Source organism: Cryobacterium melibiosiphilum, from assembly GCF_003602235.1.
Taxonomy (GTDB): domain Bacteria; phylum Actinomycetota; class Actinomycetes; order Actinomycetales; family Microbacteriaceae; genus Cryobacterium; species Cryobacterium melibiosiphilum.
Genome location: NZ_QZVS01000092.1, coordinates 137693 through 162488, shown reverse-complemented (window position 1 = coordinate 162488; position 24796 = coordinate 137693). Strand labels below are relative to the sequence as shown.

Here is a 24796-nt window from a genome sequence, read left to right as displayed (position 1 = left end):
CCTCCACAACGACGGCTGGACCATCACCCGCACCACCACCCCCGACGGAACCAACCACGAATACTGGCTCATCCCACCCACACAAGCAGACCCCAACCACACCCCAATCCGACTGCAGAGCAAAACCGCACTCCACCTCGAATCACCCTTCCACCTCGACAGCTAGAGCGGGCAGGCGGGTCGCCCACTTTGTGGCATTACTACTTGATACCCCAAGGGGTATAGTGGGCCTCGAGTCCACGGATTCTTGCGTCGACTCATCGACAAGAGAAGAGCACCTATGCCCGACATCACCCCGACCACACCCGCCCCGTACTCGATGCCCCGCCTCGGCGACCCGGCACCGCACTTCACCGCCGTCACCACGCAGGGCGAGATCACCTTTCCCGAGGACTACGCCGGCCGCTGGGTGATCCTCTTCAGCCACCCCTCCGACTTCACACCGGTCTGCACGAGTGAGTTCATGACCTTCGCCGTGATGCACCCCGAATTTGCCGAGTACAACACCGACCTCGTCGGCCTGTCGGTCGACGGCCTGTACAGCCACATCGCCTGGCTGCGCACGATCGAAGAGAAGATCACCTTCCGCGGCCACAGCGGCGTGCAGGTGAAATTCCCGCTCATCGACGACCACACCATGAGCATCGCCATGCAGTACGGCATGATCATGCCCGGCGAACACGCATCCTCGGCCGTGCGCGCGGTGTTCATCATCGATCCGACCGGCACGATTCGCACCATCATCTACTATCCGCTCAGCACCGGCCGCAACTTTCCGGAGCTGCTGCGAGTCATCAAGGCCCTGCAAACCGCGGACACGTTCGACGTCGCCACCCCCGCCGACTGGGTGCCCGGCGAACCGGTCATCGTTCCGCTGCCCGGATCCTGCGGCACTGCCAAAGAGCGGATGCAGGACTCCACCGACGAGACGTCGGGTATCGAGTGCCAGGACTGGTTCTTCTGCACGAAGCCGATCAGCGAGTCCGAGATTGAGGAGACCCTGCGCGTCACCCTCACCGCCGCTTCGCTCACCTCGGCCTGACCCGCCGAGCCGCGGCAGCAGGGCCCGCTGCCGCGCTCAGCGTGTCCGAGGGCCCCAGTAAACTTTGGACCATGTCCACACGTCGCAGCCACACCCGTCGCACCGAAGCCCCCAGCGAACGGAGCGTGCGCCATGGCCGATGAGAGTCTGCGGATGCCGTCGGTGCGCTTTAGGGCCGTGTTCGACCTCGGCAACGTCACAGCGCTTCCTCCGCGGGCCCTGCCGCGGGGCTTCGAGAACCCGACCCTGATGGCTGACTGGGACGAAGACCACGCCCTCGGCATCACCGTGGGATTCGACAGCGGCGAACTCCACGTCATCATCGAAAACGGCGAGCCGGCGTTCCACTTTCACGGCCCGGGCGAAGAGTCGGAGTCGCCGTGGGGAACCCGCGACACCGCCGCGATCGTCGCCTGGGCGATGCGCCTGACCGCGCTCGTGCGCGAGCTGGAAGACCTCGAAGACACCGTCGACGACGCCGCCGACTGGTACGACAGTGGCCTGCTGATCTTCGTGCCCGAGACCGAACCAGTCGCCCTCGAGCTGATCGAAGTGCTCATCACCGGTGAGCTGATGACCCTGCCGTGGCTGGGATCCGGCGAGATCGAACACGCCCACGGCGACGATGAAAACCACAGCATCGCCCTGCTCTGGAACCCCGACGGCCCGGAAGAGGACCGCATCATCGCAACCGCCTCCGAAGACCTTGAGACCGGAGCGACCGTCGTCACGGCATCCGCGGGGGTCGACTGGGCCGCCGTCGGCCTGGAGGCATCCGAGGTTCTGCAGTGGTTCGAGGCGTTCTACGAGAACCACCATTCCTCACTGAGCCCCGAAGAACAGATCATGCAGAAGGTGCTGGAACGCATCGGCGGCCTGAGCTAATCAGGGCCTGAGCTAATCAGGGCCCGCGCTTACCCGTGCCGACTACCGCACCGGCCAGGAGCCGTCGATCACGATCTGGTCGTCGGCCTTGGACCGGCGCAGATAGGTCTGCAGGCTCGCGGCCTGCTCGGCCGCCCAGACCACCTGGCGGGCGTGCAGCGCCTGCAGCTCGAGCTCCTCGGACTTCGCGAGCACGGCCCAGCAGACCCGGCCGGTGGCGACGGCATCCGCTTCGGCGTCGTGGGCACCCTCGAGGGTGACGCCGTAGAACTCGCTCGTCACGATCAGGGTGCGCTTGCCCTTGCGATATTTGTCGATGGCCTTGTCGATGACATAGGGGTCGAGAACCGGGCCGAAGTCGTCGATGGGCTCGAGCCCGTAGCGACGTGCCTCCGCGTTGAGCATCGACAGGTCGAAGCTCGCGTTGTAGGCCACGATCGGCCGGCCGGCGGCGATGCTGCGCCGCAGCACCACGAGCATCTCGGCGATGGCCGCGGCGGGGGCTTTTCCGTCGCGCTGCGCCACCTCGTCGGTGATGCCGTGAATGGCCGAGGCGCCCTCGGGGATGGGCACGCCGGGGTTGACCAGCCAGCTGTAGGACCCGTTCACCTGGCCGTCGCGCATGATGCGGCCGATGAACGAGGTGACGATGCGGTCTTCGTCGGTGTCGACCCCCGTGGTTTCGAGGTCGAAGACGCAGAGGGAGGGAACATCGGCGATCAGGGTCGACGCGGTCAGGGCTGACCCGGTCAGGGCTGACCCGGTCAGGGCTGACCCGGTCAGGTTCGTGGCGATTGTCATGTCATATCTTCCAGCTACCGGCGTCGGCACCGGTTCGCCCCGAGGCTACCCGATACGACTGACACGAATCCGCACCGCGCGCAGCGTGTCCTCCGGGGCATGCGCGGCGACGAAGTCGTGAACCACGTCAAACACCCGTCGACAGGTATCGGCGGCCGGCAGATTCTCGCTGACGGCCAGACTCACGCTGACGGTCAGGCCCTCCCTCGACGAGGCGACCACGACGGGTTCGACGGGAGGCCGCCCGGTGAGCCGCGTCGCCACGGCCGTCACGGCCGCGAGCGCGGTCGGCCGGGCGTCGTAGAGGTCCGTGACCCCGTCGACCTCCCGCAGCACCCGGTTCAGGTTGTCCCGCAGTTCGACTCGATCCAGACCGGCATCCACGAGCTCGTCCCGCCCCAGATCCTCCTGCTGTGATGGGTCAGACATCAGCGTCCCTCCTGTTCTGTGCGACGTAGGTGCACGTCGGTGACGGTCACGTTGACCGCCACCACGTTCAGTTCGGTGTGCAGCAGCAGGGCAGACTCGACCGCCGCGCGGATGTGCTCCGCGGTCGCCGGAATGCGTTCGCCCCAGAACACACTCGCCTCCACGGCAACGGTGATCGGCGCCCCCGGATCTGTCACGTCACCCTCGAGCCGGCAGGCACCGATGAGGGTGCCCGAGACCGCGTCCCCGGCAGCGCGCACGAGCCCGCGAACGGCCCCCTCCGACATGCTCAAATCGGCAATCGACGACGGATGCGCCAACGGAATCGATCGCCCGGCCCGCGCCTCACTGTGGATGTTCGCGAGGATGGTGGCGACCCATCCGTCGTCGCGCTCGGGTTCGGCGGCGATGTCCTCGGTCAGCAGCACGCTCGTCACGCGACGGAAGCGCACCAGCGCGTCGAGGGCCAGGTGGTGGGCGGGCGAGCCGTCGAGCAGCTCGCGGGGCGGATCCACACCGCGGTCAAGGTAGTCAGTGAGCACCTCGATGATGTCGAGATCGGCGTCGAGCGCAACCGGGTCAACGGAGCGACCGCCGGCGTCTTCTGAGTGCGTCATCGCCAGTCCTCCATTTCCGTTACCAGTGTGCGCCTCGCCCGGGCCAGAAGCCCGCGCACGGTAGACAGCGGAATACCGAGCTGCTCACCGATCTCTTCATAGCTGCAGCCACCCACTTCACGCAACAGCCAACTCTGTCGCTGCGGCGGCGTCAAACCCGCGAGGGCTTCGGCCAGGCGTTCCCGCTGCGACGCGACCTCGACCCGGTGCGCCGGAGACTGTGAGGTCGGGGCCTCAGCATCCCAGTCGTGCAGCGGCTCGTCATGCTTGCGGGCACGGATGCGATCAATCGCCTTGCGGCTGGTGATGCGCATAAGCCAGGCCCGGGCGGCGTTTCCGTCCTTGAGCGTGGGAAGCTGCTCCCAGGCCGTGATGAAGCTCTCCTGCACGATGTCGTCGGACTCGCTCGTGCCGCCCATCATGCGGGTGGCGTAGGCGCGCATCAGGGGGCCGTGACGACGCACGAGAACCTCGAAAGCGCGAGCGTCGCCATCCGCTGCCCGACCGGCGAGAATGCCGTCGGGCGCGTCGCTGAGCGCGAACGGCGCGACCGCGGGTGGGTCGAGCTGCCGGGGAGCGGAGCGGTCGGACAGAGTCATACGGTGCCGATCGGATCTGGGCCATGTGCAGAAAAATCGTGGCCCGATAAATAGTTGGCCCGGTTGTGTGACGAATCGGGGTGACGGCACGTCTCACCTGTAACCATCCGGAATGACTATGACATGGCCACTTCGGATTTACTACCCGTGGTTACCGACCTCGTCTACACCGACACAAGGAGCCCTCCATGACCAACATCGATCCCACCCCGCACACCTCCACCGTCATCGACGGGCTCAGCACCGGAACGGGAAAAACGGTCATCCACGACAGCGTCGTCTCCAAGATCGCCGGAATAGCGGCTCGCGAAGTCACCGGCGTCTACGCCCTCGGTGGCGGCGCTGCCCGCGCCCTCGGCGCCATCCGTAACGCGATCAGCTCCACGGACCTCTCGCAGGGCGTCAGCGTCGAGGTCGGTGAAACCCAGGTCGCCGTCGATATTTCCCTCGTCGCCGAGTACCCGATCGAACTGCAGAAGGTCGCCGACGACGTTCGGTTCGCCGTCATCACGGCCATTGAAACCCTCGTCGGCATGCAGGTGACCGAGGTGAACATCACGATCAACGACGTGCACATGGCCAGTGACGACGACGACACCGACCCGGCCGAGGCGCGAGTCCAGTGACCCCGACCCACGCGATGACGACGCTCGGCATCGCCGTCGGCGGTGTTCTGGCCCTCACCTGGGCGCTGCTCGGCTTCTGGGTCTTCGCGTTCGTCGCCGTCGCCATGCTGATCGGCGGCCTCATCGGTCGGGTCGTGGACGGGCGTCTGGACGTGTCGGCCCTCGTCGACGTCTTCCGCGGCAAGCGCAGTTCCTCGTGACCGCCCCGCCCGGCGACGTGCCCCGTGGCCGCACCCGCATCACGACTCGGGCATTGACCAGGCTCATCGCCCGGGTCACCGCCGACGCTCTCGCGGTCGCGGCCGACCAGGTCACCGTCGGGCTGACGGATGCCGCCGGTCGGCTCTCCGTGCACGTGCGCGCCCCCATCGGCATCGGCGCACTGACCGGGCCGAGCACTGGTGCGACAGTGTTGGAGCGGGCCGAGCGCGCCCAGAAACACATCCGTCACGAAACCGCCCGCCTCACGGGAACCGACGTAGTCCGGGTCGTCGTGCAGGTGACCGGCGCGCTGATCCGTTCGACTCCCCGTCGACCCCAACGAGCACCTCGAGCCGAAGGACGGCGAGTCCTGTGACCACCCCCGCCACACGCGATCGGCGTGTTCTTCGCCGCGAAACGCACTCACCGCGCTCCGGCTTCGCGATCGGCATCGCCCTGCTGCTCATCGTGGCCAGCCTGTACCTCGCAACAGAGGTTGTCCTGCAGCTGATCGGTCGCGACCCGGTGCTGCTCTCCCCGACGGAGGCCGTGCATGCGGCGGCGGCGCCGTCCGAGGTTCTCCGCCGCCTCGCCATCCCCACCGGCATCGGGGTAGCCCTGCTCGGCCTGGTTCTGCTCCTCGCCGCCCTGCTTCCTGGGCACCGGATGCGTCACACCCTGTCCACCGCCCGACTCGCGGTGGTGATCGACGATGAGGTGATCGCATCCGCTCTTGCCCGCACGACGGCTATCGCCGCCGGTGTTGCACCGGATGCGGTGCGCGTCACGGTCGGCCGCCGGTCCGCGAGTATCCACGTGACGCCGACCTCCGGGATTCAGCTTCACCGAGCTCGCCTGAGCGAAGCGGCCGTCGCCGCGCTCGACCAGATCGCGCTGCGTCCGAGCATCCACCCCAGACTTTTCATCGCCGCTGCCGGGCGGGTCGGCGCATGACCTCCACGAACCGCGGTCTGAATCGGCTGCTGCTCGCGTTCAGCGGCATCCTGCTGCTGGCGACAGGAACCGCCGCGGCCCTGGTCGCGATCATTCCGGAAGCGCCGGATCGGTGGCGGGAGTTCGCCGGCGCCGTGGTCACCCGCACCGAGGTCATGTTGTCGGCGACCCCGCTGGCGGCGTCCGGTGTCAGCTGGATGTGGCTGGTGCTTCTAGTGGTCATCGCCCTGCTCGTCGTCGGACTGGGGCGTTTCATCGTGCGGCAGGGACGCGGCAGCACCTCGCACCTGCTCGACGCGACGCCGACCGACCACGGCCAGACCCGCGTGGATGCGGCTTTCGCCGAGCAGGCGCTCGAGCAGGCTCTGGCCGGTCAGGCCGAATTCCTCGGCGTGCACGCCTCGACATATCGGGTAAACGGCGCTTCAATGCTCAGGGTGGGGATTACCACCCGGCGAGGCGCGGCACCGCTCGCCGTTATCTCCACGGTAGAGAAAGCCGTTCGCGGCCTGGACCACACGCTGGGCACCGAGATACCCGTACTAGTCCAGATCGGTGGCGGCTTCCGCAGCCGCATTGCTGGCCCTGTCCGACTGGGGCCTGCCGATTACCGGACACCGCACCACCCCCAGACTTCACCGGCCTCACCATCCACACGCACAACCCACCTAAGGAGAACTCCCGTATGAGTGCATCAGACAAGATTCGTAATGCCGCCCAGGACCTCGCCGGAAAGGCCAAGGAAGCCGTCGGCAAGGCCACCAACGACGACTCGAAGGTCGCCGAAGGCAAGGCCGACCAGGCCGGCGCCCACACCAAGCAGGCCGGCGAAAACGTGAAGGATGCCGTCAAGGACACCTTCAAGGACTAGTCACGCAGCGCCTTGCCTCACCAGATATGATCCCTCACCAGATTTGATCCCTCACCAGAAAGGAACACCCCCATGGGCTTCTTCGGATTTCTCCTCCTCGGCCTCATCGCCGGCGCGATCGCGAAAGCGATTCTGCCGGGCAAGCAGGGCGGGGGCTGGTTCGTCACGCTGCTGCTCGGCGTCGTCGGCGCGCTGCTCGGCGGGCTGCTCGGCGGCCTCATCTTCGGCGTCAACCTGAACGAGTTCTTCTCCATCTCGACCTGGTTGCTCGCCATCGCCGGCTCCCTGATCGTGCTGCTGATCTACGGCGCCGTCACGCGGCGCACCACCGCCTGACCGTCAACACACCCGCACCACCGACCCCGGAGCGCCGCACAGCGGGCGCTCCGGGGTTTTGCGTGGGCACTTCCCAGTAAGGTCACGTGCACCTTTCGGTCACCTCCCACTTTCGCTAAAATCCTTCGCTAGGAAGCTCCTGCGAAGGCGCCGAGACGCGGCGCGCCCATTCGACAAAAGCGGTGTCGGGCGAGTTCCAATCCAAAACAGCGGGAGGAACGAATAACTAACCACAGGCACGGGTCAACCGTGAAACCAACAGGAGGCACCAGCAATGCGCACTTCACCCAACCGTTTGATCGGCACCGTCTTCGGTGCCGTGTATGTGCTCGTCGGACTGCTCGGATTCGCCGTCACCGGCGGAGTCGGCTTCATCGCCACCGAGGGTGGCTTGCTCCTCGGAATCTTCGAGGTCAACCCACTGCACAACGTCGCCCACCTTCTCATCGGTGCGGCACTGCTGATCGCCGGGCTGTCCAGCGCGTCCGCCGCGAAGGCCACCAACACCACGGTCGGAGCCGTTTACCTGCTCCTCGGGCTTGTTGGCTTCTTCATCGCAGACTCGGCACTGAACATCCTGGCCCTGAACACGGCCGACCACTTCCTGCACCTGGCCAGCGCCATCGTGCTGCTCGGAGTCGGCCTCACCGCGGACAAGACCGTGGGCGCCAAGGCCAGCGTCTAATCGCCCGGCCCGCCCGGTCTCCCACGCACGTCCACGCAACACCCACGCAGCACCCACGGAATGGAGCGCTCATGAGCGCCGTCACACGTCTCTGGCTCGGCTTCGCCGCACTCGGCGCCGGCATGATCCACGTCGCGGTCGGAGCGAGCGCTCCATTCCCGCTGTCTGTCCTCCTGATCGGCTTCGGCGTCGCCGAACTCGCCTGGGGAGTCACGGCCCTCGCGCTCGGGCGGCTGCCGGTGCCGCGTGCCGTTTCCGGCGCAGCGCTTATCCCGGTCTTCGTGTGGGGCGCCACCGCGGCCCTGGGATCGGGCCTCGGGGTTTCGGCCGAGGCGACCGGATTGCCGTTCTACTCGATGGCCATCGCCTCGCTCTTCAATCTTTTCCTGGCCGTGGTGATGGCGGTGCACCAGCGACGCCGGTCGAACGAGGCCGCCTCATCGGCCACGGGCGCGGCATCCGTCGCCCGCACCGGCACGAGCCCGGCCGTCGCCGGCGGCTGGCGCTTTGTGACGGCCCTCGCGCTCGGCGGCGCGATCTTCTCCGGCCTCACCACACCGGCCCTGGCCGCGACGGATGCCGGACAACTCGCCGTTCCGCACGGCACCTCCCACGGCGGCCATTGAAACGGCCCCGCGCCGCGAGAGCGGGTGAGCCGTCGGTATGGGTGCTCCGTACCGACGGCTCACCCGCTTTCGTGGGATCAGTTTAGTGGGAGCAGCGCGCATCCCGACGAGCGCGGGATCACTGCGTGGGCAGCACCGTCATGAAGCGGATGACGTTCTCGTCGACGAGGATGTCGCTCGGTCGCAGCGGACGGGTCAGGTACAGGCCGTCGAGGCTCGTCAGCCGGCTGAGCGCCACATAGGTCTGGCCGGGGCTGAAGACTCGGGTTCCCAGGTCCACGATTGCCCGCTCGTAGGTCGCCCCCTGGGACTTGTGGATCGTGACGGCCCAGGCCAGGCGCAGCGGGAACTGCGTGAACTCGGCCACGACGTCCCGGCTGAGCTTCTTTGTGGCCGCGTTGTAGGTGTACTTGTATTTCTCCCAGACCGTCGGTTCGACCTCGTGCACGTCACCGTCGATGTCCACGAACACCGTGTCCTTCACCTTCGTGACCGTGCCGATGCTGCCGTTCACCCAGCGCGGTCCGCCGTCCAGCGGGGAGTCGTTGCGCAGGAACATGACCTGGGCGCCGACCTTGAGCTCCAGCTCCGCATCGGCCGGAAAGTTGCGGCCGCCGAAGTCGCCGGTCACTTGGGCCTTGGCGGTCAGGGACTTGCCCGACAGGCGTTTCAGCGCCGCCGCGTTGATACGATTCACCGAATCGTTGCGGGTCGCCAGGGTGATCACTCCCTCGGTCGGAGGCGTGCGCGCACCGGCACCATTGAGGGCTCCGCCGATCTCGGGCGTGACCTGCCCGTGACGCACGGCATTGAGCATGACCTTGAAGTCGTTGTCCCGCTGGCGGTGAATCTCGGTCAGCTCGAAGATGCGCAGGTCGGCGCCCTGCCAGACCTTCGCGTCGAAAAACCACATCGAGCGGTAGTGGTCGGCGAAATACGCGCGCTCGTCGGGGCCGCCGGGCACGGGCGCGAGCTGGTACGGGTCGCCGAACAGCACGATCTGTACTCCGCCGAACGCCTCGTGGCGGCGCTGGCGGGCCTGCCGCAGGCTGCGGTCGATCGCATCCATGAGGTCCGCGTTGACCATCGACACCTCATCGATCACGAGCGTGTCGATCGTGTTGAGCAGCTTGCGCACCTGGTCGTTCTGATCGATCGGACTGTCGGCGATGACCCCGATCGGCAGGCGGAACAGGGAATGGATGGTCTGTCCGCCCACGTTCAGCGCGGCGACGCCGGTGGGCGCAGCGATCACGATCTGCTTGCTGGTGTGCCAGGACAGGTGGTTCAGCAGCGTGGACTTGCCGGTGCCGGCGCGTCCGGTCACGAACACGTTCTGTTTGGTTCCCTCGATGGCCGCGAAGACCTCGGCCTGCTCACGCGACAGCGGAATCTCGGTCAAGGGGGCCCTCTCAGTTCGGGGCAAGGTGGGCGTAGTCGCAGGCGCGGCCGGACATTCCACTGTAGTCGCCCCCGTAAGCTGTTGGGGTGACCAACGGGGGCGGACAGCCGCAATCAAGCGCTCGGCGCCGCGACGCACTGCGCCCGCCCACGACACCGGCATCCGCCCCGGCCACGCCGGAAACCCGCACGCGGACCCGCACGTTGCGGGCCGTGATCGCCACCCTCGTCATTGCCGTTCTGCTCGGCGGAGCGCTGCTCGCCGCGGTCACCGCCCTCAACCGGGGCGTGTACAGCGCCGGCGGCTTCGTCGGCAGCTACCTCGATGCCCTCGCCCGCCACGACACGGGTGGGGCGCTCGCCCTGCCCGGAGTCGTTCCGACCAACGATGACCTCGCCGCCGCCTCACTCCCGCAGGATTTGCCCGACACCCTGTTGCGGGCATCCGTTCTCGGCGCCCTGACCGACCTGCAGCAGGTCAGCGACATCGAAACCGCTCCCGGCCTGCACACCGTCGTCTACGACTTCAGCCTCGACGGGGAGGCCTCGAGCATGCAGTTCACGGTGCAGAGCACCGGAACCTTCGCCGGAGTGTTCAACGGCTGGACATTCGCGACCAGTCCGCTCGCCGTGCTGCAGGTCACCGTGCTGCACGAACGCAGTTTCACGGTGAACGGTCTCGCCCTCGACACCCGTGCCCAGGCGGCGACGGATGCCCCCGACACCTTCTCCACTCAGGCCGCCTACCTGGCCTTTGCCCCGACCCGATACACCTTCGCACACGAGTCGACCATGCTCAGCGCCGAACCGCTGAGCGTGCCCGTTGCCGCCTCCGGTCCGACCGATGTGACCATCAACGCCATGCCGACCGAGACGTTCACCGGCCAGGTGCAGGCAGAGCTGAACAGTTTTCTCGACAAGTGCATCGTGGACCAGGTGCTGCAGCCCTCGAACTGCCCGTTCGGCATCACGATCGACGACCGAGTGCTCAGCGCTCCGGTCTGGTCGATCGCCGAATATCCGCCGGTGGTGCTGGAGGCCGGTGAGTCATCGTTCGAGATGGCGTCCACGACCGGTCTGGCGCACATCGTGGTCGAGGTGCAGTCCCTGTTCGACGGCGAGAAGAGCACCCGCGACGAGGACGTGTCGTTCCTGATCGGGTTGAGCGTGACCATCCAGTCCGACGGCAACCTCGCGATCCAGCTGCGCTGACCCGCACGGCCCGGTCGTCGGTGCCGGTCGTGCCCGCAAGGGCTGATCCCAGCCGTCAGGGCTGGCCGTGATGGTCAGTGCTGGTCGTGCGCGGCGAGCTTGGCGAAGCGTTCGTTGTAGGCGTTCAGCTCGGCGTCCTCGGTGCGGTCCGCGTTGCGGTCGAGCCGTTTGGTGACCTTCTCGTCGTTGCGGCTCCACTGGATCGCGACCACGATCGCCAGCGCGATCGTGGGCAGTTCGCCGACACCCCAGGCGATCCCGCCGCCGAATTGCTGGTCGCCGATCGCGCTGAGGCCCCAGGTGCGCCCCATGGCCCCGTACCAATCGGCCAGCAGCAGTCCGGTGCCCATCATCAGGGTGAGCCCGAAGAAGGCGTGGAATACCATCGTGCCGATCAGCAGCAGCAGCCGGAACGGGTACGACAGCCGGAACGGCACCGGGTCGATCCCGATCAGGGACTGCACGAACAGGTACCCGGTGATCAGAAAGTGCACGATCATCCACATGTGGCCGAGGTGGTCGGTCGTGGCCCAGCTGAAGATCGGGGAGTAATAGAACACGTACAGCGACCCGGCGAAAAGGCCCGCGGCTACGAGGGGATTGGCGATGATGCCGGCGAAGCGAGAGTGCACGGCCAGCAGGATCCACTCGCGGGCGCCGCGGCTGCCGTCCTGGCGCTTCGCGATCGCGCGGGCGGCCAGGGTGACCGGGGCCCCGGGTACGAGCAGCAGCGGCACCAGCATGGTGAGCATCATGTGGGCGAGCATGTGGGTCGAGAACAGGTACTTCTCGTAGACGTTCACGCCGCCGTTGGTGATGTAGAACAGCGCCAGCAGGCCGGCCACCCAGAGGATCGTGCGGTGCAACGGCCACGTGTCGCCGCGACGCCGCAACCGCCAGATCCCCGCGAGGTAGAAGAAGATGCCGAAGGCGCAGAACAGGGCCCAGGCGATGTCGAAGTTCCACTCGGTGAAGTAGCGCGAGAACGTCAGTTCGGGGGGAAGCACCTGGCCCGTGAGCACCTGAGCGGGGGTCGAGGTGAGCTGTTCGGTGGTGACGACCTGGGCGACCGGGGTCGCGGTGCGGGCCAGGGCCGCCGCGACGCCGCTGGCGAGTCCCATGAAGCCGAGCTCGGTCACAACAAGCCACCAGAAGTACCGGCCGGGAGTGCTGCCGGCGGGGTTTGCGGTGGCCGGGCGTGCGGCGGGCGCCGACCGCGGCATCCGCTCGGCGTCGCCCGCCGAGGAAGACGCGGCAGATGCCCGCCCGTCCGCCACCGGCACCCGAGCGGCCCGCGCGTTCTGCTGGGCTTCGGCGGCGATCCTGCGCAGGAAGAATTGACGCTGCAGCGCGCCGAAGCCTCCGAGCACGATGAGCGCGGCGACCTTCACGAGCACCAGCAGCCCGTAGGGCGTCATGAGGTTCTCGAGGGTGCCCACCCGCAGTTCGGCGCTGACGTAGCCCGAGGCAGCGACCACGATGAAGCTGACCAGGGCGAGGGTCGAGTACCGCCCGAGTACCGTGCGCAGCCGGTCGGCACCCAGCTGCCGGTGCAGCACCACGATGGTGAGCAGCCCGCCCAGCCAGACGGCCGCGAAGACCAGGTGCAGCCCCAGGGCGGTGATCGCCGCGTCGTGCCCCTCAGCGCCGGCTGAGTGGCCCTGCTGCGCCATCGGCAGCAGGGAGGTCAGCGCGAGCAGGGTGACGAAGATGAGCGCGGTCTGGTTGCGCACCGCGAAACACAACACGGTGACCCCGGCGGCGATGAGGGTGGTGGCCAACCAGGCCTGGCCAATCTCGATCTGTCCGAAGAACTGGCCGGCGGTGGCACTGAAGCGGTCGTCGAAGCTGATCGAGACGTTCGTCACGAGCAGGAAGGTCAAGAAGCCGGTGACGGCGGATGCCACGGCGAAGACCGCTGCGGAGCCCGCCGCGAAGTCGAGGGCGGTGCCGAATTCCCGTTCCTTCGGGCTCAGCGCGAACAGGGCGAGCACGAGCGCGCCGATCGTGCCGGCGGCGCTGATGTTGACGAGCAGCTTCGCGAGCGGCAGGCCGTATCGCACGACGGGGCCGGGGTCGGCAAGCAGCTGGGCCGCGGCCCCGCCGCCGTAGGCGAGGGCGCCAAGGGTCGAGAGCACGGCGACCAGCAGCAGGGCTGCCGGTCCGAGAAGGCGAACGAGGCGAGGCACGCCTCAATCTTAACGGTTCCGGCCTGCACGACCGCCCGGGCACGAAAAAGGGCGCCGACCGAAGTCGACGCCCTTTCAGGTTCTGCAGAAATGCAGGCAGTGCGGAAGACTACTTTGCGGCAGCCTTGAGCTTGCTTCCGGCGGTCAGCTTGACGCGGTGGCCAGCGGCGATGGCGATTTCTTCGCCGGTCTGCGGGTTGCGGCCGGTGCGAGCGGCGGTTGCGGTGCGCTCGACGCCCAACCAGCCCGGGATGGTGACCTTGCCGTCAGCGGCAACGGTCTCGGCAAGGGTTGCGAAGAATGCGTTCAGCACGCCGTCAACGGTGGCCTGGCTCTGTCCGGAGTCAGCGGCAACCTTGGCAACGAGCTCGGTCTTGTTCAGCGACTTGTCAGCCATTGAGTGTCCTCCTCGGACCTTCGTCTGTGTTAACAGAAAAGTATTGATGAAGCGGGCGCGCCCATAAGGCGCTCCGTTGGTCGGTTCGACCGCGTTGAATCTAACAGACATCCGCAGGATTCCGCGGATTTCCGCCGCTTTGTGGCGCTTTTCCCGGGCGATTCGCCGTCATTTTCGCTGTCCGCGAAAACCGAGCGGGGCATCCGCCCGTGAGATCTCGTTAAAGACGCGATGGGATGCCGACCGAAGTCGACATCCCATCGTGCTGTTAGACGGTCAACAGCCGGGTGTTACCAGCTGGACTTGGTGATGCCGGGCAGCTCGCCGCGGTGCGCCATGTCGCGGAAACGTACGCGCGAGATGCCGAACTTGGAGAGGTGGCCACGGGGACGACCGTCAACGGCGTCACGGTTGCGCAGGCGCACCGGGCTCGCGTTGCGCGGCAGCTTCTGCAGGCCCTTGCGAGCCGCTTCGCGCGACTCGTCGGTGCCGGCCGGGTCAACGAGGGCCTTCTTGAGCTCAAGACGCTTCGCGGCGTAGCGCTCGACGATAACCTTGCGCTGGTTGTTCTTGGCAATCATGCTCTTCTTCGCCATTTTTAGCGCTCCTCACGGAAGTCAACGTGCTTGCGCACTACGGGGTCGTACTTCTTGAGTACGAGACGGTCGGGGTTGTTCCGGCGGTTCTTCTTGGTTACATAGGTGTAACCGGTTCCAGCCGTGGAACGCAGCTTGATGATCGGACGTACGTCATGTGCCTTAGCCATTAGATCTTCACCCCACGGGCGAGAACGTCCTTGACGACGCTCTCGATGCCACGAGCATCAATTACCTTGATGCCCTTTGCGGACAGGGTCAGTGTGACCTTGCGACGAAGCGACGGCACGTAGTACGTCTTCTTCTGCACGTTCGGGTCGAAACGACGCTTGGTGCGTCGGTGCGAGTGCGAAATGTTGTGTCCGAAGCCGGGAACAGCTCCAGTCACCTGGCATACAGATGCCATAGTTTTCCTCCATTACCGAAGAGCGAATGCTCTTCCCAAGATCCCTTGTCGGCGTTCACCCCGAGGGGAAGAACGCAATGCACGCACAGAGGCGCAGCAGCGTCCCACACTACAGGGCGCGGCCCCGACCCGCAAATCCACTGGCCGACGACGGCCCCACCTTCCGTGAGAGCGGCTGATTCGTCGCTAGACGCTGGCTGACCGACGATTCCCGCGTCGCGACCAGAAACAAGGCGTTAGGCGGGGGCAGCGGATGCCGCCGCAGTGGCCGTGCAGGCGGCGCACAGCCCGAAAACGTCCACCACGTGCGCGGCGTCGGTGAAGCCGTTTTGGGAGGCGACGTTCTTCGCCCAGGTTTCCACGGCATCCGCTTCAATTTCAACGGTGAGCCCGCAGTTGCGGCAGATCAGGTGATGGTGGTGCTCGTTGGTGCTACAGGCCCGGTAGAGGCTTTCGCCGTCGGGTGACTGCAGGGAGTCGGCGTCGCCGCCCACGGCGAGGTCGGCGAGGGCGCGATAGACCGTGGCCAGTCCGATCGGGGAGCCGCTCGCGTGCAGGGCGGAGTGCAGGCCCTGGGCGCTGACGAATCCGCCGCTCGCGTCGAGCGCGCCGCGCACCGCTTCGCGCTGCCAGGTGTTTCGCTTCATGTCTTTAACCGTAGCCACATTCGTTCGAGCGAGCGAACGAGCAGGGCCACCACAAAGAGGGCCGCCGCGCAGAGCGCAATGGCGGGGCCCGCGGCCACGTCGAGGCTGCGGGAAAGCAGCACTCCGGAGACCCCCGAGACCGCGCCGAGCACCGGTGCGACGACGAAGATGTGGCTCGCACTGCGGGTCACCAGCCGTGCCGCGGCGGCCGGAGCGGCGATGAGGGCGATCGCGAGGATCGCGCCGACGGCGGGCATCGCGGTCACGACCGTCGCCGTGATCAGCGCCAGGGTCAGCACTTCGATCGGCCATTCCCGGTACCCGGCAGCCCGGTACCCGGTGACGTCGAAGGTCGAGAACAGAATCTGCTTGCCGAACACGGCGAGCACCAGCACGGCGAGACCGAGCACCGACGTGGCCAGCACCAGGTCGCCGGTCGTGACCGTGAGGATCGACCCGACCAGGTACGAGTCGACGTGCACCGGCAGCGACGGGTTCAGCGCTTGCAGGGTCACGCCGAGGGCGAATCCCGCGGTCAGCAGGATGCCCGACGCTACCTGGCTGCCCTGCCGCTTCACGCGGCCGATGAGGGTCATGATGCCCACGATGACGACGCTCGCGATCGCGGCGCCGAGCGGGATGCTCCAGCCGAGCATGGCGGCCCCGATGGCACCGGGGAAGGTCGCGTGGGTGAGGGCCTGGGCGAAGAAGGTGCGGCGGCGCAGCACCACGAGGGTACCGACGAGCCCNGGAAGGTCGCGTGGGTGAGGGCCTGGGCGAAGAAGGTGCGGCGGCGCAGCACCACGAGGGTACCGACGAGCCCGCTGAGGGCGCCGATCGTCACCGCGGCGAGCAGGGCCTGTTCGAAGTAGCCCATCAGCGACCGAGCCCGTCGGTGGCGGCGGTACGCGCCACCTGCGCCGCTGCGCGGGTCGCACGCTTCCCGCGCAGCGGCGCAGGTCCCGCGCCAGGAGCCGGTTGTCCAGCCTCTCGAGACACGGTGCGATTACCCCCGCGTACCCGGTCGAGTNGCGCCAGGAGCCGGTTGTCCAGCCTCTCGAGACACGGTGCGATTACCCCCGCGTACCCGGTCGAGTGCAAGGCGCACGACCAGCGCAATCGCATAGCCGGCAACCAGCACGAGCACCACGGTCGCTCCGCTCGGCAGGTCGATGCCGTTGTTGACGGATGCCTCGTACCCCAGCGCGAGCCCGAACCAGGCCGCGAGCCCGGCAAAACCGGCGGCGAGCGGAAACAGCCACCACACCCGCTGGGTCACCAGCCGGGCGAACGCACCGGGCACGATCAGCACGGCGAGCACGAGCAGGTTGCCCACGGCATTGCTCGCCGCGACGACCACCAGGGCGATCGCGACGTTCAGCACGATGTCGAGCATGAGCGGGCGAAAGCCGGCGGCGGCGCTGTATGACCGATCAAAGGCCCGAAACACCTGCTCCTTGAGCGTCAGCCCGACGAGCAGCAGGGCGACCCCGCAGATGACGATCGTCTGCACGACCTCGGTCGGGCTGACGGTCAACAACCGGCCGAAGAGCAGCTGCTCCAACTGTCCGACGTAGTTCGTTTCCCGTGAAACCACGATCACGCCCACGCTGAACATGGCCGTGAAGACGATGGCGATGGCGGCATCCGTCGTCACGGCCCTGCGCACGATCAGGGTGAGCACCACGGCCGCGAGGAGCGCCGCGATCATGGCGCCGAGGAACAGGCCGTCCCGGCCGCCCCAGACGAAACCGATGGCGATGCCGGGAAAGACGGCGTGGGTGAGGCCGTCGCTGATGAATTCGAGGCCGCGCAGGTTGACGAGCACGCCGACGAGGCCGGCGACGAGGCTGAGCACGACGAGCACCACGAGCGCCCGGGACATGAAGGGCAGCGCGAAGGCGTCGATGAGGGGGCTGAGATCCATGATGACGGGCCTAGTGGCCGCCGTGGCCGGGCACCACAACGGTGTGCTCGTCCATTTCGATGCCCACGTTGTGGAACGCGCGCTGCACGTTGTCGAGGGTGAGCACCTGTTCGAGCGGGCCGAACGCGACCTGTTCGCCGTTGAGCAGCAACACCGAATCGCAGACGGCGCGGGCGAGTTCGATGTCGTGGGTGGAGACGAGCACCGCGACACCGTCGCGCTTGAGGCGCTTCACGGTCTCAATGAGCGCGTCGCGGTTCTGCTGGTCGAGCCCGTTGAATGGTTCGTCCAACAGCAGCAGGCGCGGGCTCGACGCGATGGCCCGGGCCAGCAGGCCGCGCTGCTGCTGGCCTCCCGACAGCTCGCCGAACCGGGTCTTCGCACGGTGACTGAGGCCCACGGCCTCGAGGGCGTGGGCGACGGATGCCCGATCACGCTTGCCGGGCAGCCGCAGCCAGCCCAGGGCCCGGTACCGCCCCATCATCACGACCTGCTCGAGGGTGATCGGAAACTGCGGGTCGAGTTCGTCGGTCTGCGGCACGTAGCCGACGGTTCCGGCCGGTGCCGGTGAGACCCCGAGCACCTCGACGGTGCCCGCGGTGCGGGCGATGAGCCCGAGCACACCCTTGAGCAGCGTGGACTTGCCCGACCCGTTGGGTCCGATCATCGCGACGGCCGCTCCCGCCGCGACCTCGAAGTTGATGTCGGCCAGGGCCGGTACGGCGCCGTACGCGAACGACGCCCCCGCCACCCGCAGTGCGGGGGCGTGGGCGGTCTCAGTATTGGTCGCAGTCGGCGCAGTCGTCGACTGCTGAGAAGGATTCTCGTTCACTCGTTAACTATTGCCTATTTTTCGAGGTCGGCGGGGACATCCGTCGGTGTGACGCCCCAGGATTCGAGAATCGCTGTCGTGTTGTGCAGCTGCGCCGCGATGTAGGTCGCGCCGGCGCTGCCGTCGGGGCCGAGCGAGTCCACGTAGAGGGCGTCGTCACCCGAGTAGACGGTGACGTTTGCCTCCGAGGCGATCGTGTCGGCGGTCTTCGGGTTCAGCGAGGCTTCGGAGAAGACGGCCTGCACGCCGGTCGCGGTGATCGCGGCGACGAGTTCGTCGATCGCGGCGGCACTGGGCTCGGCATTGTCGTCGAAGCTCGGGATGACGGCGCCGACGTACGTGATGCCGTAGGCGGCGGTGTAGTACCCGAGGGCGTCGTGGTTGCTGACCAACAGGCGTTCGGCGGCGGGAACGGTGTCGACGTTGGTGCGAATCCAGGAGTCGAGCTCGGACAGCTGCTGGCTGTACGCCGTGGCGTTGGCCTCGATGGCCGCCGCCGTGTCGGCGGAATCGGCGCTCAGGGCCTCTTCGAGACCACCCGCAATGGTGCCGACCATCTTCATGGCGTTATTCACGTCGGTCCAGATGTGCGGGTCGCCACCGTCGTGTGCGTGCTCGCCGTCGTCTTCGGCGGCGTGCTCTTCCTCGGTCTCGTCGGCATGCTCGGCCTCCTCGGCGGCAGCGGCGGCTTCTTCGGCCGCGTGCTCCTCGTCGGTCTCGTCGGCGTGGTCCTCGGCGTGTTCGTCGACCTCGCTCTCGATGATGTCGATGCCCTCGTCCGAGTCGATCGTCACGCCGTCGAAGCCGGACGCGTCGATGGCGTCGTCGAGCCATTCTTCAAGGTCGACACCGTTGATGACGAGCACGTCGGCCGCGCCGAGGGCCGTCAGGTCGGCGGCCGAGGGATCATAGCTGTGCAGGCTCTGGTTGGGCTGCACCAGCTGGGTGATCGACACACCGGCGGCGTCGCCGACCACGCTGCGGGTGAAGTCGGCGATCTGGGTCGTCGTCGCGACGACGCGCAGGTCGCCGTCCGCGGCGCTGCTACTGGCGGGGGTCGACGCGCAACCGGACAGGGCCAGGGCGGCCGCAGCGACAAGGGCGGGGGCAGCGAAATATCGTTTGTGCATCCCCCCAAAGTAGCCCTGATGATAATGATTGTCAAAACCATCTAGGCACCTTCGAGGGGTTTCGGACGGGCGCTGCTATTCCAGAAGCAGCGCGGGCTCCTCGATGATGCTCGCCACGTCGGCCAGGAACCGGCTGGCCACGTCGCCGTCGACGACTCGGTGGTCAAAGCTCGCCCCGATCGTGGTCACGAAGCGGGCCCGCACCTCGCCGTCGACAACCCACGGCTTCTGCTTGATCGTGCCCAGGGCCACGATGCCGGCCTCGCCCGAGTTGAGGATCGGCGTGCCGGTGTCCATCCCGAACACGCCGATGTTGGTGATGGTGATGGTGCCATTGGACATCTCCGCCGGGCTGGTCTTGCCGTCGCGGGCGGTCTGGGTGAGCTTTTCCAAGGCGCCGGCCAGTTCGAGCAGGCTCATGTCCTGCGCTTCCTTGATATTGGGCACGATCAGGCCGCGGGGCGTCGCCGCGGCGATCCCGAGGTTCACGTAGTGCCGCACGATGATCTCTTCCTCGGTGAAGGTGGAGTTCACGGTCGGGTTGCGCCGCACGGCCCAGATCATGGCCTTGGCCATGATCAGCAACGGCGACACTCGAATGCCGGCGAAGTCGGTCGATGCCTTCAGTCGCTTCACGAATTCCATGGTGCGGGTCGCGTCCACGTCGACGAACAGGCTCACGTGCGGGGCGGTGAACGCGCTCTTCACCATCGCCTGCGCGATGACCTTGCGCACGCCCTTGACCGGGATGTGTTCCTCCCGGTCAGACGGCCACTCCGGGGTCTGGATGTTGCGGAACACACTGGCCTGGGTGGCGCCGCGCAGCACGTCTTCGCGCGTCACGTCGCCGATCGGACCGGTCGCCTCGACGAACGCCAGGTCGACGCCGAGGTCCTTGGCGAGCTTGCGAATGGGCGGCTTGGCGAGCACCGGGCCGACGGATGCCCGGCGCGGCATCCGTTCGAGGGGCGTCGCCTCCACGCGGGGCGCGGGAGCGGGAGCGAGTGCCTCGTGTGCGACGGGGGCGCCCACGTGACGCCGACGCCGGGTGGGCATGGTCGCGGCCGTTCCTCGACCGACGAGCACCGGTTCGGGCTTCTCTTCGGGTTCTTCGGCCGAGATGCTGGCGCTCACGTCGCTCGCGGCGGCCGTGAACTCGGGGTCGGCGGCGAGCACTGCGGAGGGCGCCGGTGACGTTGTGTCCGTCGGGGAACCGCCCGCGGCATCCGCTGCCGAATTGATCGTAATGATCAGGGTGCCCACATCGACGGTGGTGCCGGCGGTCACGAAGATCTCCCCGACGACGCCGACGTAGGGCGAGGGCAGTTCAACGAGGGACTTGGCGGTCTCGATCTCGACGAGCACCTGGTTGATGGCGACGGTGTCGCCGGGGGCCACCTTCCATTCGACGATCTCTGCCTCGGTGAGGCCTTCACCGACGTCGGGGAGAGTGAATTTCGACACGCTCATGGGGTGCCTTCCTAGAAGATATGGAGAGAAAGATAGGGAGAGAAAAGGAACGCGCTAGTAGGCGAGGACACGGTCAACGGCCTCGAGCACCCGGTCGGGGCTCGGCAGAAAATGGGTTTCGACCGCGGCCGGTGGGAACGGGGTATCGAAGCCGGATACCCGCAGCACGGGGGCTTCCAGCGAGTAGTAGGCCCGCTCGGCGACCGTGGCCGCGATCTCGGAGCCGACGCTCACGAAGCCGGCGGCCTCCTGGGCGACCACGAGCCGACCGGTCTTCTCCACCGACGCGAGGATCGGGCCGAAGTCGATCGGGGAGATCGAGCGCAGGTCGATGACCTCGAGGCTGATGCCCTCGGTCGCGGCGATCTCGGCCGCCTGCAGCAGCACGCTGACCATGGCACCGTGGCCGACGACGGTCACATCGCTGCCGACGCGCACCACGCGGCTCGCATGCAGGTCTATGCCGCTTTCGGCATACACGACCTCGCCCTTGGGCCAGTAGCGGCTTTTGGGCTCGAAGAAGATCACCGGGTCGTTGGAGGCGATCGCCTGCTGCATCATCCAGTAGGCGTCGTGCGGGTTCGACGGACTGACCACCCGCAGGCCCGGAGTGTGCGCGAAGTATGCCTCCGGGCTTTCCTGGTGGTGCTCGATCGAGCCGATGTGTCCGCCGTAGGGGATGCGGATCACGACGGGCATGATCAGGCCGCCCTCGTGGCGGTTGCGCATGCGGGCGAGCTGGCTGGTGATCTGGTCGAAGCCGGGAAAGACGAAGCCGTCGAACTGGATCTCGCAGACCGGGCGGAATCCGCGCATGGCGAGCCCGATCGCGGTGCCGATGATGCCGGACTCGGCCAGCGGGGTGTCGAGCACGCGCTTGTCGCCGAACTCTTTGATGAGGCCCTCGGTCACCCGAAAGACGCCGCCGAGCGGGCCGATGTCCTCGCCCATCAAAATCACCTTGGGGTCGTTCAGCATGGCCTGGCGGAGGCCGGCGTTCAGCGCCTTGGTCATCGGCAGGTTCGCCGCAGCGGATGCCGCGGTGTCGGCCGCCGAGGTTCCGGCCGCCGAGGTTCCGGTTGTGCTGGTCGGTGTCATTTCTGACCCCCTTCGAAGGATGCTTCGTAGCGGCCCAGCCAGGCTTTTTGTTCGGCGACCAGCGGGTGCGGTTCGGCGTAGACGTTGTCGAAGATCACCGAGGTGTCCGGGCCGACGATCTCGAGGGCTCGGCGCCGGGTGTCGGAGGCGAAGTCTTTCGCCTCTTCATCGACGGAGTCGAGGAACTCCTGCTCGACGCCGCGGCCCTTGAGGTAGGCGCGGAAGCGTTCGATCGGGTCGCGGGCGACCCAGTAGGCCAGCTCAGCGGGGTCGCGATACTTGGTGGGGTCGTCGGCCGTGGTGTGGGCGCCGACCCGGTAGGTGAGCGCCTCGATGAGTGAGGGGCCGTGGCCGGCGCGGGCATCGTCCATCGCTTTGGCGGTCACCGCGAAGCTCGCGAGCACGTCGTTGCCGTCGACCTGCACGCCGGGCATGCCGAAGCCGCTCGCCCGCAGGTACAGCGGTGACCGCGATTGGCGGCTCACCGGCACGCTGATGGCCCAGTGGTTGTTCTGCATGAAGAACACCTGCGGGGTCTGGTAGCTGGACGCGAAGACGAGCGCCTCGTTGGCGTCGCCCTGGGAGCTGGCGCCGTCGCCGTAGTAGACGATCACGGCCTGGTCGGTCTCGGGGTTGCCGGTTCCGGTCGACCCGTCGAGCGTCATCCCCATGGCGTAGCCGGTGGAGTGCAGGGTCTGCGCGGCCAGCACGAGCGTGTAGAGGTGGAAGTTGCCGTGCTCTTCGGGCTTCCAGCCGCCGAGGGTGACGCCGCGCAGCATCCGCAGAATATCGACGACGTCGAGGCCGCGGATCATGCCGACCACGTGTTCGCGGTAGGACGGGAAGACGTGGTCCTGGGGCCGGGTGGCGTAGGCCGAGCCGACCTGCGCGGCCTCCTGCCCGTGGCTGGGCACCCAGAGGGCGAGCTGGCCCTGGCGCTGCAGGTTCGCGGCCTCGATGTCGAAGGTGCGGACGACGACCATGTCGCGGTAGAACCGGCGGTGGTCCGCCTCGGTCAACCGATCCAGGTAGGGCAGGTATTCCTCTGCCGCGGCGCTCGGCGCGAAGGCGCCGGACGGCGACAGCAGGCGCACGGTGGGGCCGTCGGCGCTCGGCGCGACGCTGGTGCGGGTCGCCGTCACGGACGGGCTCGGGGGCGCCACCTCTGGCACGATTGCTTCGTTTCGGGTCGCTGGCATCGTCCTAACCTAACTGCCGTGCGGCGTGGGTTGAGAGAAGACCCTGCACAATGTCTGCGCAAATAATGAGGAGGGTTGAGAGGGCCTCGTCCTCACCGATGGAGACACGGATGCCCTCGGGCGCGAATGCGCGCACCACCAGGCCCGCCTCGGCGAGGGTCTCGGCGACCGCGGCGGTCTCGGCGCCGGTGGGCAGCCACAGAAAGTTGCCCTGCGGCCGGGGAATGGCCCAGCCCTGTTCGGTCAGCGCGCGCCAGGCGGCGTCTCGGCGGTGGGCGAGCACCCGCACGCGGGCGAGCAGCTCAACCTCCGCGTCGAGCGACGCGAGGGCCGCGGTGCTGGCCTGGCCGGTCACCGACAGCGGGATCGCGGTCGCCCGGGCGGCATCGAGAATCGCCGCGGCGCCGAGTGCGTACCCGACCCGGAGCCCGGCGAGGCCGTAGGCCTTGGAGAACGTGCGCAGCACGACAAGGTTGGGGTACAGGTCGAGCAGGGTGAGCCCGTTCACGGCTTCGGGGTCCGTCACGAATTCGACGTAGGCCTCGTCCAGGATCACGAGCAGGTCGCTCGGAACGACGGCCATGAAGGAGGTGAATTCCTCCGCCGTCACGATGGTGCCGGTCGGGTTGTTGGGGGAGCAGACAATCACAACTCGGGTGCTGTCGGTGAGGGCCGCCGCCATTTCGGGCAGGTCATGACCGTGATCGGCACGGTTCGGCACGCGCACGCTCGTGGCGCCGGAGACGGTGACGAGGCTCGGGTAGGCCTCGAACGAGCGCCAGGAGTACAGCACCTCGTCGCCCGGTCCGGCGGCGGCCAGGATCAGCTGGGCCAGCAGGGCGACGGAGCCGGAGCCCACGTGCACCTCGTCGACGGGGCGACCGTACTTGCCGGCCAGCCGTTCGCGCAGGGCCCGCGCCGAGGCATCCGGGTAGCGGTTGAAGGCGGTTTCGGCCTGCACGGCCGCCACGACGCCGGGCAGCGGATCGAAGGGGTTCTCGTTGCTGGATAGCTTGAAGGCGTCGGCGTCGGCCGCTTTGCCCTGCTTATACGCCGGCAGTGCGACGATTTCGGGGCGCAGGCGGACTCCGGACGTGTCTGTAGGGCTCACTCGGCGATTCTACGCCGCGACATATTCGCGTTGCCGTATGCGCTGCCGCGTCGAACTCCGCTGCGCTGGCACCGTGCCGCACCCGGGTTGCAGTGTCATAGTTGAGACATGGCCAGATTCCTGATCACCCTGATCGTCAATGCCGTGGCCCTGTGGCTCACCGCCCTCATCGTCTCCGGAGTCGACGTCGTCGCGTACGCCTCCGATACCGGCGCCCAGGTGCTCACTTACCTGCTCATCGCCCTGATCTTCGGGTTCGTGAACAGCTTCATCGGCACCTTCGTGCGCATCGTGGCTTTTCCGCTCTACGTGCTGACGCTGGGCCTGTTCTCCCTGATCGTGAACGGGCTGCTGCTCTTGCTCGTGGCCTGGGTCTCCGACTTTCTCGGCTTCGGCCTCGTCGTCGACGGCTTCTGGACCGGCGTGCTGGGAGCCCTCGTGCTCGGCATCATCGCCTGGTTGCTCGGCCTGATCGTGCGCCCCGCCCGTACCTGAAACACCACCGTAAC

31 protein-coding genes and 2 pseudogenes are annotated in these 24796 nt (G+C 67.3%); 13 read left to right on the top strand and 20 right to left on the bottom strand.

All coding sequences use genetic code 11. The features are described from left to right. The first annotated feature begins 280 nt into the window (after positions 1 to 280). Both D6T64_RS16870 and D6T64_RS16865 read left to right on the top strand, forming a co-directional pair. The gene (locus D6T64_RS16870; RefSeq protein WP_199719202.1) at positions 281 to 1042 is read left to right on the top strand and encodes a peroxiredoxin; all 762 of its coding nucleotides are present in this window, start codon (positions 281 to 283) and stop codon (positions 1040 to 1042) included. Positions 1043 to 1174: 132 nt separating this feature from the next. Beyond that, positions 1175 to 1927: a hypothetical protein gene (locus D6T64_RS16865; RefSeq protein WP_119975839.1), complete on the top strand. Its 753-nt coding sequence runs from the start codon at positions 1175 to 1177 to the stop codon at positions 1925 to 1927. Positions 1928 to 1969: 42 nt separating this feature from the next. On the opposite strand, the gene D6T64_RS16860 is transcribed toward D6T64_RS16865, so the two are convergent. Genes D6T64_RS16860 through D6T64_RS16845 form a run of 4 tightly spaced genes read right to left on the bottom strand, consistent with a single transcriptional unit; the run spans position 1970 to position 4373 of the window. Then, positions 1970 to 2728: an exonuclease domain-containing protein gene (locus D6T64_RS16860; RefSeq protein WP_119975838.1), complete on the bottom strand. Its 759-nt coding sequence runs from the start codon at positions 2726 to 2728 to the stop codon at positions 1970 to 1972. Positions 2729 to 2773: 45 nt separating this feature from the next. Beyond that, positions 2774 to 3157: a hypothetical protein gene (locus D6T64_RS16855; RefSeq protein ID WP_119975837.1), complete on the bottom strand. Its 384-nt coding sequence runs from the start codon at positions 3155 to 3157 to the stop codon at positions 2774 to 2776. Beyond that, positions 3157 to 3774, bottom strand: a complete 618-nt coding sequence (locus D6T64_RS16850) for an Asp23/Gls24 family envelope stress response protein (protein WP_119975836.1) — start codon at positions 3772 to 3774, stop codon at positions 3157 to 3159. The genes D6T64_RS16855 and D6T64_RS16850 overlap by 1 nt, the downstream gene beginning before the upstream one ends. Further along, positions 3771 to 4373: an RNA polymerase sigma factor gene (locus tag D6T64_RS16845; RefSeq protein WP_119975835.1), complete on the bottom strand. Its 603-nt coding sequence runs from the start codon at positions 4371 to 4373 to the stop codon at positions 3771 to 3773. The genes D6T64_RS16850 and D6T64_RS16845 overlap by 4 nt, the downstream gene beginning before the upstream one ends. 188 nt (positions 4374 to 4561) lie before the next feature. On the opposite strand from D6T64_RS16845, the gene D6T64_RS16840 reads away from it, so the two are divergent. The 9 genes from D6T64_RS16840 to D6T64_RS16800 all read left to right on the top strand — a co-directional run bounded on the left by D6T64_RS16840 (position 4562) and on the right by D6T64_RS16800 (position 8672). After that, entirely contained in the window at positions 4562 to 4999 is a 438-nt protein-coding gene (locus tag D6T64_RS16840) for an Asp23/Gls24 family envelope stress response protein (protein ID WP_119975834.1), read from the top strand. Next, on the top strand, positions 4996 to 5199 hold the full coding sequence (locus D6T64_RS16835) for a DUF2273 domain-containing protein (RefSeq protein WP_233551290.1): 204 nt from the start codon (positions 4996 to 4998) through the stop codon (positions 5197 to 5199). Before D6T64_RS16840 ends, D6T64_RS16835 begins: the two co-directional genes overlap by 4 nt. Further along, positions 5196 to 5576, top strand: a complete 381-nt coding sequence (locus D6T64_RS16830) for a hypothetical protein (RefSeq protein WP_119975833.1) — start codon at positions 5196 to 5198, stop codon at positions 5574 to 5576. Before D6T64_RS16835 ends, D6T64_RS16830 begins: the two co-directional genes overlap by 4 nt. Next, a complete protein-coding gene (locus D6T64_RS16825) occupies positions 5573 to 6154 on the top strand; it encodes a DUF6286 domain-containing protein (protein ID WP_119975832.1) in 582 nt (193 codons plus the stop codon). Before D6T64_RS16830 ends, D6T64_RS16825 begins: the two co-directional genes overlap by 4 nt. Next, a complete protein-coding gene (locus D6T64_RS16820) occupies positions 6151 to 6843 on the top strand; it encodes a hypothetical protein (RefSeq protein ID WP_119975831.1) in 693 nt (230 codons plus the stop codon). The genes D6T64_RS16825 and D6T64_RS16820 overlap by 4 nt, the downstream gene beginning before the upstream one ends. Next, entirely contained in the window at positions 6840 to 7025 is a 186-nt protein-coding gene (locus D6T64_RS16815) for a CsbD family protein (RefSeq protein ID WP_119975830.1), read from the top strand. Before D6T64_RS16820 ends, D6T64_RS16815 begins: the two co-directional genes overlap by 4 nt. Before the next feature lie 72 nt (positions 7026 to 7097). Continuing rightward, positions 7098 to 7361 (top strand): GlsB/YeaQ/YmgE family stress response membrane protein, encoded by a 264-nt coding sequence (locus D6T64_RS16810; RefSeq protein ID WP_119975829.1) that lies wholly within the window; start codon positions 7098 to 7100, stop codon positions 7359 to 7361. A 274-nt stretch (positions 7362 to 7635) separates the two neighbouring features. Continuing rightward, positions 7636 to 8046, top strand: coding sequence for a DUF4383 domain-containing protein (locus tag D6T64_RS16805; protein ID WP_119975828.1), 411 nt, complete (start codon positions 7636 to 7638; stop codon positions 8044 to 8046). 71 nt (positions 8047 to 8117) lie between these two features. Next, positions 8118 to 8672, top strand: a complete 555-nt coding sequence (locus D6T64_RS16800) for a hypothetical protein (protein WP_119975827.1) — start codon at positions 8118 to 8120, stop codon at positions 8670 to 8672. A gap of 118 nt (positions 8673 to 8790) precedes the next feature. Here the strand turns inward: D6T64_RS16800 and D6T64_RS16795 are convergent, their stop codons facing one another. Further along, positions 8791 to 10074 carry an ATP-dependent DNA helicase gene (locus D6T64_RS16795; protein WP_199719201.1) on the bottom strand — a complete coding sequence of 428 codons (1284 nt, stop codon included), beginning with the start codon at positions 10072 to 10074 and terminating at the stop codon, positions 8791 to 8793. 86 nt (positions 10075 to 10160) lie between these two features. On the opposite strand from D6T64_RS16795, the gene D6T64_RS16790 reads away from it, so the two are divergent. Beyond that, on the top strand, positions 10161 to 11285 hold the full coding sequence (locus D6T64_RS16790; protein WP_199719200.1) for a hypothetical protein: 1125 nt from the start codon (positions 10161 to 10163) through the stop codon (positions 11283 to 11285). 74 nt (positions 11286 to 11359) lie between these two features. On the opposite strand, the gene D6T64_RS23265 is transcribed toward D6T64_RS16790, so the two are convergent. From D6T64_RS23265 to D6T64_RS16715, 15 genes and pseudogenes are all read right to left on the bottom strand, one after another. Then, positions 11360 to 13474: a cytochrome c oxidase assembly protein gene (locus D6T64_RS23265; RefSeq protein ID WP_233551289.1), complete on the bottom strand. Its 2115-nt coding sequence runs from the start codon at positions 13472 to 13474 to the stop codon at positions 11360 to 11362. A 109-nt stretch (positions 13475 to 13583) separates the two neighbouring features. After that, positions 13584 to 13871: an HU family DNA-binding protein gene (locus D6T64_RS16775; protein ID WP_119975824.1), complete on the bottom strand. Its 288-nt coding sequence runs from the start codon at positions 13869 to 13871 to the stop codon at positions 13584 to 13586. A 290-nt stretch (positions 13872 to 14161) separates the two neighbouring features. Next, positions 14162 to 14467 carry a 30S ribosomal protein S14 gene (gene rpsN / locus D6T64_RS16770; protein ID WP_119975823.1) on the bottom strand — a complete coding sequence of 102 codons (306 nt, stop codon included), beginning with the start codon at positions 14465 to 14467 and terminating at the stop codon, positions 14162 to 14164. Positions 14468 to 14469: 2 nt separating this feature from the next. Further along, entirely contained in the window at positions 14470 to 14637 is a 168-nt protein-coding gene (rpmG, locus tag D6T64_RS16765; protein ID WP_022885354.1) for a 50S ribosomal protein L33, read from the bottom strand. Further along, positions 14637 to 14873, bottom strand: a complete 237-nt coding sequence (gene rpmB, locus D6T64_RS16760; protein WP_035835252.1) for a 50S ribosomal protein L28 — start codon at positions 14871 to 14873, stop codon at positions 14637 to 14639. Before rpmB ends, rpmG begins: the two co-directional genes overlap by 1 nt. 236 nt (positions 14874 to 15109) lie before the next feature. Further along, complete coding sequence (locus tag D6T64_RS16755; RefSeq protein WP_119975822.1) at positions 15110 to 15520, bottom strand: Fur family transcriptional regulator; 411 nt, start codon at positions 15518 to 15520, stop codon at positions 15110 to 15112. Then, positions 15517 to 16257: pseudogene (locus tag D6T64_RS16750) on the bottom strand (metal ABC transporter permease); the annotation flags it as partial. The pseudogene D6T64_RS16750 and the gene D6T64_RS16755, both read right to left, overlap by 4 nt. An 86-nt stretch (positions 16258 to 16343) precedes the next feature. Further along, positions 16344 to 16397 (bottom strand): annotated as a pseudogene (locus tag D6T64_RS23685) (hypothetical protein); the annotation flags it as partial. A 129-nt stretch (positions 16398 to 16526) separates the two neighbouring features. Beyond that, on the bottom strand, positions 16527 to 17405 hold the full coding sequence (locus D6T64_RS16745) for a metal ABC transporter permease (RefSeq protein ID WP_456064321.1): 879 nt from the start codon (positions 17403 to 17405) through the stop codon (positions 16527 to 16529). Between the two features lie 52 nt (positions 17406 to 17457). Beyond that, entirely contained in the window at positions 17458 to 18279 is an 822-nt protein-coding gene (locus D6T64_RS16740; RefSeq protein WP_119975819.1) for a metal ABC transporter ATP-binding protein, read from the bottom strand. Between the two features lie 14 nt (positions 18280 to 18293). Beyond that, positions 18294 to 19409, bottom strand: a complete 1116-nt coding sequence (locus tag D6T64_RS16735; protein WP_119975818.1) for a metal ABC transporter substrate-binding protein — start codon at positions 19407 to 19409, stop codon at positions 18294 to 18296. A 75-nt stretch (positions 19410 to 19484) separates the two neighbouring features. Then, positions 19485 to 20879 (bottom strand): dihydrolipoamide acetyltransferase family protein, encoded by a 1395-nt coding sequence (locus D6T64_RS16730; RefSeq protein WP_119975817.1) that lies wholly within the window; start codon positions 20877 to 20879, stop codon positions 19485 to 19487. A gap of 54 nt (positions 20880 to 20933) precedes the next feature. Continuing rightward, on the bottom strand, positions 20934 to 21893 hold the full coding sequence (locus D6T64_RS16725; RefSeq protein ID WP_233551305.1) for an alpha-ketoacid dehydrogenase subunit beta: 960 nt from the start codon (positions 21891 to 21893) through the stop codon (positions 20934 to 20936). 80 nt (positions 21894 to 21973) lie between these two features. Further along, on the bottom strand, positions 21974 to 23176 hold the full coding sequence (locus D6T64_RS16720; RefSeq protein ID WP_119975815.1) for a thiamine pyrophosphate-dependent dehydrogenase E1 component subunit alpha: 1203 nt from the start codon (positions 23174 to 23176) through the stop codon (positions 21974 to 21976). Between the two features lie 4 nt (positions 23177 to 23180). Then, the gene (locus D6T64_RS16715; RefSeq protein WP_119975814.1) at positions 23181 to 24287 is read right to left on the bottom strand and encodes a histidinol-phosphate transaminase; all 1107 of its coding nucleotides are present in this window, start codon (positions 24285 to 24287) and stop codon (positions 23181 to 23183) included. 108 nt (positions 24288 to 24395) lie between these two features. Between D6T64_RS16715 and D6T64_RS16710 the strand changes: the two genes are divergently transcribed. Continuing rightward, positions 24396 to 24782: a phage holin family protein gene (locus tag D6T64_RS16710; RefSeq protein ID WP_119975813.1), complete on the top strand. Its 387-nt coding sequence runs from the start codon at positions 24396 to 24398 to the stop codon at positions 24780 to 24782. Positions 24783 to 24796 lie beyond the last annotated feature (14 nt).